The organism is Streptomyces sp. SID486, from assembly GCF_009865385.1.
Taxonomy (GTDB): Bacteria; Actinomycetota; Actinomycetes; order Streptomycetales; family Streptomycetaceae; genus Streptomyces.
On record NZ_WWJT01000692.1, the window covers coordinates 1 to 8,900 of the forward strand.

General features: G+C 70.6%; 7 protein-coding genes and 1 pseudogene. 3 read left to right on the forward strand and 5 right to left on the reverse strand.

What is annotated here, in order from left to right:
- Positions 1 to 775: CAP domain-containing protein (locus GT045_RS31940; RefSeq protein WP_161333353.1), on the reverse strand; the 775-nt coding region annotated here is incomplete at its 3' end.
- A 642-nt stretch (positions 776 to 1,417) separates the two neighbouring features.
- Between GT045_RS31940 and GT045_RS31945 the strand changes: the two genes are divergently transcribed.
- On the forward strand, positions 1,418 to 2,602 hold the full coding sequence (locus GT045_RS31945; RefSeq protein WP_161287746.1) for a pyridoxal phosphate-dependent aminotransferase: 1,185 nt from the start codon (positions 1,418 to 1,420) through the stop codon (positions 2,600 to 2,602).
- 168 nt (positions 2,603 to 2,770) lie between these two features.
- Here GT045_RS31945 and GT045_RS31950 read toward each other — a convergent pair whose 3' ends face one another.
- Together GT045_RS31950 and clpB are read right to left on the reverse strand one after the other, a co-directional pair.
- The gene (locus GT045_RS31950) at positions 2,771 to 3,301 is read right to left on the reverse strand and encodes a YbjN domain-containing protein (protein ID WP_161287745.1); all 531 of its coding nucleotides are present in this window, start codon (positions 3,299 to 3,301) and stop codon (positions 2,771 to 2,773) included.
- Between the two features lie 111 nt (positions 3,302 to 3,412).
- Entirely contained in the window at positions 3,413 to 6,010 is a 2,598-nt protein-coding gene (gene clpB, locus GT045_RS31955) for an ATP-dependent chaperone ClpB (RefSeq protein ID WP_161333352.1), read from the reverse strand.
- 126 nt (positions 6,011 to 6,136) lie between these two features.
- On the opposite strand from clpB, the gene GT045_RS31960 reads away from it, so the two are divergent.
- Positions 6,137 to 6,550: a TIGR03618 family F420-dependent PPOX class oxidoreductase gene (locus tag GT045_RS31960; protein ID WP_161287743.1), complete on the forward strand. Its 414-nt coding sequence runs from the start codon at positions 6,137 to 6,139 to the stop codon at positions 6,548 to 6,550.
- A gap of 139 nt (positions 6,551 to 6,689) precedes the next feature.
- Here GT045_RS31960 and GT045_RS31965 read toward each other — a convergent pair whose 3' ends face one another.
- Together GT045_RS31965 and GT045_RS31970 are read right to left on the reverse strand one after the other, a co-directional pair.
- Entirely contained in the window at positions 6,690 to 7,025 is a 336-nt protein-coding gene (locus GT045_RS31965; RefSeq protein ID WP_161287742.1) for a hypothetical protein, read from the reverse strand.
- Between the two features lie 59 nt (positions 7,026 to 7,084).
- Positions 7,085 to 7,483 (reverse strand): annotated as a pseudogene (locus tag GT045_RS31970) (SigE family RNA polymerase sigma factor); the annotation flags it as partial.
- 163 nt (positions 7,484 to 7,646) lie between these two features.
- On the opposite strand from GT045_RS31970, the gene GT045_RS31975 reads away from it, so the two are divergent.
- A complete protein-coding gene (locus tag GT045_RS31975; protein ID WP_345942597.1) occupies positions 7,647 to 8,642 on the forward strand; it encodes a L,D-transpeptidase in 996 nt (331 codons plus the stop codon).
- Positions 8,643 to 8,900: the final 258 nt, after the last annotated feature.

An 8,900-nucleotide genomic window follows, 5' to 3' on the forward strand; every position in this document is an offset into this window, starting at 1 on the left:
TGTCCGACTGCTGCGCCATCGTCACCGCAGCGCCGGAAAGGGAAGAAGGCTTGGGCGGTGGAACCGGGCCACCGCCGCCGGGGATCGCCTGCTGTCCGTCGTTGTTTCCTGCCGCGAGGTAGCGGCACACCAGGATCCACCCTGTACCGGTGGAGACGGGCACGCCTTGCTTCACGCCACACCCGATCGACGTGGTGGGTGATGTCGGGGACATCCACACCATCTGCGAGTAATGACCCCAGGCATGGTGGTTGGTTCCAGGTGCCGCCTTGTCGTTGACGGGTGCGTTGTTGTCGGCGTCGAACTTGGACTTCTCAGCAATCCAACTGAAGTTCACCGAGGGGTCCAGCGCCATCATCGGACGCGCCGGGCCGGGGAAGGCATTGAAGAGATTCTCCCCTTCGTCGCCGTTTTGGCCACGGCCGCTGTGGTGCAGCGCACCGCCCTGACTGGAGGCGGGGTCGTCGGCCCAAGCCTGCGCATCACAGGCGAGCTTGGGGTCCCATTTCACAGGAACCACAGAGAGGCCGGGGCTGTACTTCTGGACAGCCTCGCGGCGTGCTTCATTATGGGCTCGGACGATGTCAGCAGCATCGGCGGTGCTTATCTGCGAGCCGGTGCCGGGTGGGGCGGTGGCCGAGGGGCACACGGGGGCTCTCTCATCGGCGCCAGGCACCGGAACGGCGCGAACCTGCGCGACGGCGACGGTTGCCGGCCCCATCATGATCAGGCCGCATATCATCGCAGCTGCTGTTGCAAGGGGTTTCGCATTCATCGGACACTCCGCCGATATGGATGTCATCGATGGCCAGAAGGCGGGGAAGCCTCGCTCGTTCAGGCCGCCCCGCGCCGATCGACTTACCTGAACCCGGCGGAGAGATATCGAGATGCCCGTTCGCCGATCACGATGAATGGCGCGCCGGGTTTACGGGTCAAGCATCCCCCGTTCGGCGTATTCCGGCTGTCCCAGCTATCACCCATTGCGCCATTCGGGTGAATTTTCGCCCTGCGGTTGCGGTCAGGTCGGCGTTGCCTTAACAAGCACCTCAATGCTCGGTCATGCGTTGCCGCGTGATCGGGTCGTTGATGTGGGCGCTGCCGAGAGGGAGCGGCTGTGACCGTTTCTGCCGGTCGGCAGTAAGCGTCGCGGCCGGGTTCGAGACCGTCGGCAGGTGCTCGACGTGATCCCGTACCGAGTGCGGACCAACGACTTGCCGCCCTCCTGACATGCGGCTTTGGCATCGAGGGCCGTGATACCGGCACCATCGGGGCTTCTGCGGCCGTCCGAGGACGGCCGCCTGCCCCAGACGATGACGGTTGCCGACGGCTCTGCCCCTGGTCAGGAACAGCTCGGCAGATCCCACCGCAGGCGCTCACCGCGAAGGGGTGTTGAGGAACTCCAGAGCTTGAGCGCAGGATGACCGGCATGACCTCCAGCGCACGCCCTCACCTCAACCGCCGGCTCGCCGAGTTCGGGACGACGATCTTCGCCGAGATGTCCGCGCTCGCCGTGGCCACCGGGTCGATCAACCTGGGCCAGGGCTTCCCCGACACCGACGGCCCCGAGGAGATCCGGGAGGCCGCCGTCCGGGCCCTGCGCGACGGCCGCGGCAACCAGTACCCGCCGGGCCCCGGCATCCCCGAGCTGCGCACCGCGATCGCCGCGCACCAGCAGCGCCGCTACGGCCTGGCCTGTGACCCCGACACGGAGGTGCTGGTCACGGCGGGTGCGACGGAGGCGATCGCGGCCTCGCTGCTGGCCCTGGTCGAGCCGGGCGACGAGGTGGTGGCACTGGAGCCGTACTACGACTCGTACGCGGCGAGCATCGCGATGGCGGGCGGCAAGCGGGTGCCGGTGACCCTCCGGCCCCACGAGGGAAGCTTCCGCCTGGACCTGGACGAGCTGCGTGCCGCGGTCACCGACCGCACCCGGCTGCTGCTGATCAACACTCCGCACAATCCCACCGGTACGGTCCTCACCCGCGAGGAGCTGGCCGCGATCGCCGAGCTGGCGGTCGAGCGGGACCTGCTGGTGGTGACCGACGAGGTCTACGAGCACCTCGTCTTCGACGGCGCCGAGCACCTGCCGCCGGCCGCGTTCCCGGGGATGCGCGAGCGCACGGTGAGCATCGGGTCGGCGGGCAAGACGTTCTCGTTCACGGGCTGGAAGGTCGGCTGGGTGACGGGGCCGCGGGAGCTGGTCGGCGCGGTCCGCGCGGTGAAGCAGTTCCTGACCTACGTCTCCGCGGGCCCGTTCCAGTACGCGGTGGCCGAGGCGCTCGCCCTGCCCGACTCCTACTTCGAGGAGTTCCGCCGGAGCATGCGGGAGCGCCGGGACATCCTGGCGGACGGGCTGACGGCGGCGGGCTTCGAGGTGTTCCGGCCGGCCGGCACCTACTTCATCACCACCGACATCCGCCCCCTGGGTGAGAAGGACGGCTTCGCCTTCTGCCGGGCCCTGCCCGAGCGGGCGGGGGTGGTGGCCATCCCCAACGCGGTCTTCTACGACGACCGGGAGGCGGGGGCGCCGTTCGTGCGGTTCGCCTTCTGCAAGCGGGAAGAGGTGCTCCGCGAGGCGGCGGAACGGCTGCGGGCCATGTGAGAGGGGCTCGCGGAGGCTCATCCGCGGCAACGGCACACGCGGGAGCGTGGTCCCGGGGCTCACCCGCGACCACGGCACACGCAGGAGCGCGGTCCCGGGGCTCACCCGCGACCACGGCACACGCGGGAGCGGTCCGGGGGCTCGCCGCCCCCGGACCGGCCGAAAACGCTACTCCTCGCCGCCCTCGGGCTCGTCGGAGCCGTCGACCTCCTCCTCCAGGCCGAGCTGCTCGACCAGCCACTTGTCGAACTCGATCGCGGCCCGCACCCAGCTGACCGTGGAGGAGACGAAGTGGTTGATGTCGACGCCCGTGCCGATCAGCATCTGCGCCTCGCCGATGAGGCGGACGGTGCCGTCGTCGTGGGTGTGGGTGTACACCTTGGGCCACAGGGTGCGGCGGTTCCAGTCGTCGAGGGCCTCCAGCAGCTGCGGCTTCTCGTCGATCTTGTGGGGGCGGTCGTAGAACGTCCGCACCGAGAAGATCGCCTGCTCCTCCTCACCGCGGAACATGAAGTAGGTGCGGAACTGCTCCCACGGCGCGGCGAGGTCACCCTCCTCGTCGACGACGTACTTCAGCTCCATCTGGTCGAGAAGCTGCTTCACCAGGTCCTGATCCGGAAGGACGGGGCCCGCCGGTCCTTGAGGCTGCGGTTCGGGCTGGCCCCCGAAATTCGGAATCGAGGACGGGTCGATGCTCACCGTGTTTTTCCCTTCATGCGGATGCCGCCATCCTCCCCCATGCGGGGAGGGGCGTGGCAAGCCCCGACGGGGCCTGTCAGCCGTCGGCTGACAGGATCCACCGCCTTGGCGTCACAGTGTCTTGCCCGTCGCCGGTCCGACCAGCAGTCCCTCGCCGAAACGGTCGACGCGGACCGTGTCGCCGTCCTTGATCTCGCCGGACAGGATCTCCTTGGCGAGCCGGTCGCCGATGGCGCTCTGGACGAGGCGGCGCAGCGGCCGGGCGCCGTAGGCCGGGTCGAGGCCCTCCTCGGCGAGCCAGGCCAGCGCCTCCTGGGTGATCTCCAGGGTGAGGCGCCGCTCGGCGAGCCGCTTGGCCAGGCGGTCGATCTGGAGCTGCGCGATCCGCTCCAGCTCGGGCTTGGTCAGCGCGGAGAACACCACGAAGTCGTCGAGCCGGTTGAGGAACTCCGGCTTGAAAGAGGCGCGGACGACCTCCAGCACCTGCTCCCTCTTCTCGGCCTCGCTGGTGGTCGGGTCGACCAGGAACTGGCTGCCCAGGTTGGAGGTGAGCACCAGGATGGTGTTGCGGAAGTCGACCGTGCGGCCCTGGCCGTCCGTCAGGCGGCCGTCGTCCAGCACCTGGAGCAGGATGTCGAAGACCTCGGGGTGGGCCTTCTCCACCTCGTCCAGCAGGACGACGCTGTACGGGCGCCGCCGCACCGCCTCCGTCAGCTGGCCGCCCTCCTCGTAGCCGACGTAGCCGGGGGGTGCGCCGACCAGCCGGGCCACGCTGTGCTTCTCGCCGTACTCCGACATGTCGATGCGGACCATGGCCCGCTCGTCGTCGAAGAGGAAGTCCGCGAGCGCCTTGGCCAGTTCGGTCTTGCCGACACCGGTCGGGCCGAGGAAGAGGAAGGAGCCGGTGGGCCGGTCGGGGTCGGCGATCCCGGCCCGCGAGCGCCGCACGGCGTCACTGACGGCCCGGACGGCCTCGCCCTGCCCGATGAGCCGGCGGCCGATCTCGTCCTCCATCCGCAGCAGCTTCTGCGTCTCGCCCTCCAGCAGGCGGCCGGCCGGGATTCCGGTCCAGGCGGCGACGACGTCGGCGATGTCGTCGGAGCCGACCTCCTCCTTGACCATGGTGTCCTTGGCGGCCTCCTCCTCGGCCTCGGAGGCGGCCTCCAGCTCCTTCTCCAGCTGCGGGATCTCGCCGTAGAGGAGCTTGGCGGCGGTGTCGAAGTCGCCGTCCCGCTGCGCCCGCTCGGCCTGGCCACGCAGGTCGTCCAGCTTCTCCTTCAGCTCACCGACCCGGTTGAGGGACTGCTTCTCCTTCTCCCAGCGGGCGGTGAGGCCACGCAGCTCCTCCTCCTTGTCCGCGAGGTCGCGGCGCAGCTTCTCCAGGCGGGCGAGGGAGGCCGGATCGGTCTCCTTGCCGATGGCCAGCTCCTCCATCCGCAGCCGGTCCACCGCCCGCTGGAGCTCGTCGATCTCCACCGGGGAGGAGTCGATCTCCATGCGCAGCCGGGAAGCCGCCTCGTCCACCAGGTCGATGGCCTTGTCCGGCAGGAAGCGGGAGGTGATGTAGCGGTCGGACAGGGTCGCGGCGGCCACCAGCGCGCTGTCGGCGATCTGCACCTTGTGGTGCGCCTCGTAGCGCCCCTTCAGACCCCGCAGAATGGCGATGGTGTCCTCGACGCTCGGCTCGGCGACCAGCACCTGCTGGAAGCGGCGCTCCAGGGCGGGGTCCTTCTCGATCCGCTCCCGGTACTCGTCCAGCGTGGTGGCGCCGACCATGCGCAGCTCACCGCGGGCGAGCATGGGCTTGAGCATGTTGCCCGCGTCCATCGCGGAGTCGCCGCCGGCGCCCGCGCCCACCACGGTGTGCAGCTCGTCGATGAAGGTGATGATCTGCCCGTCGGAGTCCTTGATCTCGGCGAGGACGGCCTTCAGCCGCTCCTCGAACTCGCCGCGGTACTTGGCGCCGGCGACCATCGCGCCGAGGTCGAGCGCGACCAGCCGCTTGTCCTTCAACGACTCGGGCACGTCCCCCTTGACGATCCGCTGGGCGAGCCCCTCCACGACGGCGGTCTTGCCGACGCCCGGCTCGCCGATGAGCACGGGGTTGTTCTTCGTCCTGCGGCTGAGCACCTGCACGACCCGCCGGATCTCCTGGTCCCGTCCGATGACCGGATCCAGCCGGCCCTCGCGGGCGGCGGCGGTGAAGTCGGTGCCGAACTTCTCCAGGGCCTTGTACTGACCCTCGGGGTCGGCGGTGGTCACGCGGCGTCCTCCCCTGGCCTTCCTGAAGGCCTCCAGCAGCTTCTTCGCCTCGGCGCCCTGCTCCTTGAGCAGGTCACCGGCCGCGCCGCCCTTCGCGGCGAGGCCGATCAGCAGGTGCTCGGTGGACAGGTACTCGTCCCCGAGGTCCTTCGCGCGCTCCCCGGCGTCCGCGATCACGGCCAGCAGCTCACGGTTGGGCTGCGGCGGCGCCACGGTGGATCCGGCCACGCTGGGCAGCGAGCCCAGGATCCGCTCCGCGCCCGCGCGCACGGCCGCCTGGTCGGCGTCGACGGCGGCGAGCAGATCGGTGATGTTCTCGTTCTCCTGCCCCTGGAGCAGAGCCAGCAGCAGGTGGGCGGGGGTGAGGTCCGGGTGCCCTTCGGTGAGGGCACGATTGCTCGCCGCGTTGATCGCGTCCCGGCTCCTGTTGGTCAGCTCGGCGTCCACGTTGTCCGTTCTCCTCCTCGACCGCGCTCCACTGCTGACTTAACCAGCGTACACAAAGTTGAGTCTATTCCACTCAAGGCGGCAGGGGGAGTGCTTTCCGGGGCGCTCCGGGGCTAGGTTGCGCCCATGACGAGGCACTCCGTGGACCCGACTTCCCCCGACGAGCCGTACCTCGCCTTCTGGCGCGAACGGCACGTGTGCACCCTGACGACCCTGCGCCCGGACGGCAGCCCGCACGTGGTGCCGGTGGGGGTGACGTACGACGCCGAGACCCGGCTGGCCCGGGTGATCACCAGCGGAACCAGCACCAAGGCCAGGAACGTGCGCGCGGCCGGACCCGAGGGCGCCCGGGTCGCGGTGTGCCAGGTGGCCGGCCGGCGCTGGGCCACGCTGGAGGGACGCGCGCGGGTGCGGACGGAGCCGGAACGGGTGGCGGACGCGGAACGGCGCTACGCCGAACGCTACGAACGGACACCGCGTATCAATCCGGCACGCGTGGTGATCGAGATCGAGGTCGACCGGGCACTGGGGCACGGGTGAAGAGTTTCAGCCACCGTGACAGTGGGCCCGTACCGGGAGATGTCCCCCCGAAACTGCAGCGGCGTCACCGTGTTCAGGTCACGGTGACGCCGCTGCGGGGGGAAGCGCCTGAGCGATGTGTTACGACGGGGGAATCGCGTCAGGCACTGCGGGGGGTGGCCGAGATGGTCGTCAGGTCGGACTCCGCCGGCTCGCACAGCCGGTGGTCCCGCTGGTCAAGGTTCACAAAGATCATTCCGTACCGGATGGCGCATCGCACCGGCTGCGGCGCGCCACGCGGCTTGCGCAGGCATCGGTACGCCCGCACGTCGCCGTCCTCGTCCCGCGTGACGACGACCGGCTCACCGAACACGGTCACCATCAGGGAGTCACCGCTGTGGGGGATGGCGGTGACGAGGTCGATGAAGTGCCAGCCGGAACGGTAGGCGGTGGCCATTTCACGACGGAAGGAGCGGTCGTCGGGCGGGGTCGTCACGTCAGCTCCTCACGCCGTCCTTGATATGAACCGGCCAACTGGTATCACTGGCGGTCACGGCCGGTCTCCCTGGCGATCTGATCGACGCTCAGGTCGCACACGTGGTACAGCACCACGGCCAGCCGCTGGGCCGCCGGCAGTTCGCGCAGGGCGGCGACCAGGGCGACATGCTCGGGCCCCGGGCCCGGGGTCTGGTCCGGCGGCGTGTCCGCGCGGACGAGTTCCAGCCAGCGCCGGGCCCGCCGGAAGCGGCTGACCGCCAGCCGGGTGGCGACCGTGCGGATCCACGCCTCCGGCGCCTCGGCCGCGTCGAACGCCGTCCGCCTGTCCCAGGCCCGGACGAACGCCTCCTGCACCACGTCCTGTGCCTCGGCGTGATCACCGGTGAAGGCGTACAACTGCCCCACCAGCCGCGGGAAGGCAGCCGTGTAGAAGGCGTCGAACTCCTCCTCCGTCATCCGGTCCCCCCGTGTCCCCCGTTCCGGAGAGGCGATCCTACGGGGCGGCCGGGGCCGCCGGCCCCCGTCGTCGGCCCCTGCGGATTTCCCCGGGCCCGGATGCAACCCGGGCCCCGTGCGGTGCGTAGAGACGATGACCGCACACGACCCAGGGGGAAAATCCGTGTTCACGCCCGTCTCGACCGGCCGCCGTCCGCGCCGCCGTCAGCGCTCCGTCGCCGCCGCCCTCGCCGCCTGCGCCATCGTCCTCGCGGCGGCCGGCTGCACCGGCGGCACCCCGTCGGCCGCCACCGAGCGCACCGGTACGGCTGCCCGGGGCGCGCACCGGCCCAGTGCCGCGCCCAGCCGGACCGCGCCCGCCGTCCCCGAGCCGGCCGCGCTCGCGGGCGCCCGCGTCAACGTCGGCGAGGGCGCCACCGTCGGTGTCGGCATGCCGATATCCGTCACCTTCCCGCACCCGGTCCCGGAGTCCCAGCGGGCCGCGATCGAGCACTGGCTCACCGTCGGCACCGAACCGTCCGTCACCGGCGCCTGGAGCTGGGTCAAGGACCGCGACCTGTCCGACGGACAGCGCGTCGACTACCGGCCGCCGGCGTACTGGAAGCCCGGTACCCGTGTCACCCTGCGCGTCGGCACCCACGCCGTACGGCACTTCGGCATCGGCCGCTCCCTCACGGCGACCGTCGACGTCGGCAGCCACACGATGACCGTCGAGGAGGACGGCGAGCCCACCACCCGCATCCCGGTGACCGCCGGCCGGCCCGGCCTGGACACCTGGAACGGGACCATGGTGGTGCTGGACAAACAGCCCCAGGTCTACATGGACTCGCGGACCGTCGACCTCGGCGACGCCTACCGTGGTTACTACGCCTGGGCCGTGCACATCACCACCTCCGGCACCTACGTCCACCAGAACCCCAACGCGGACACCTATGCCGGCCGGTCCAACGTCACCCACGGCTGCGTCGGTCTCGCCACCGACGGCACGGCCGAACGGTTCTACCGGCGCGTCATCCCCGGCGACGTCATCCGCGTCACCGGCTCCAAGGACACGGTCGAGGCCGGAAACGGCTACGGCGACTGGAACCTGACCTGGTCCGCGTGGCTGTCCCACAGCGCGTCCCGGAAGGGCGCCACCGCCGCGTCCCCCCGGCCGTAGCGCCCCGGCGCCCGGACGGCCGGCCCCGCGGGGACGGCCGGACTCACATCAACGCCCGCACGACTCTTGCCGGTTGGCGGCAGCGGCCCTAGGTTAAGCGCGCAGTTAAGTACATTTAATCGGCTACTTAAGTGGGGGCGCCGTGCCGTACCGCGCGAGACCGCGTATCCGTCCGATCTGCGCCGGTGCCGCCGCAGCCGCCCTCCTCGCCGTGGCGGCGCCGGCCGGTGCCGCGCACGCGGGGCCCGCCCGGGCGGC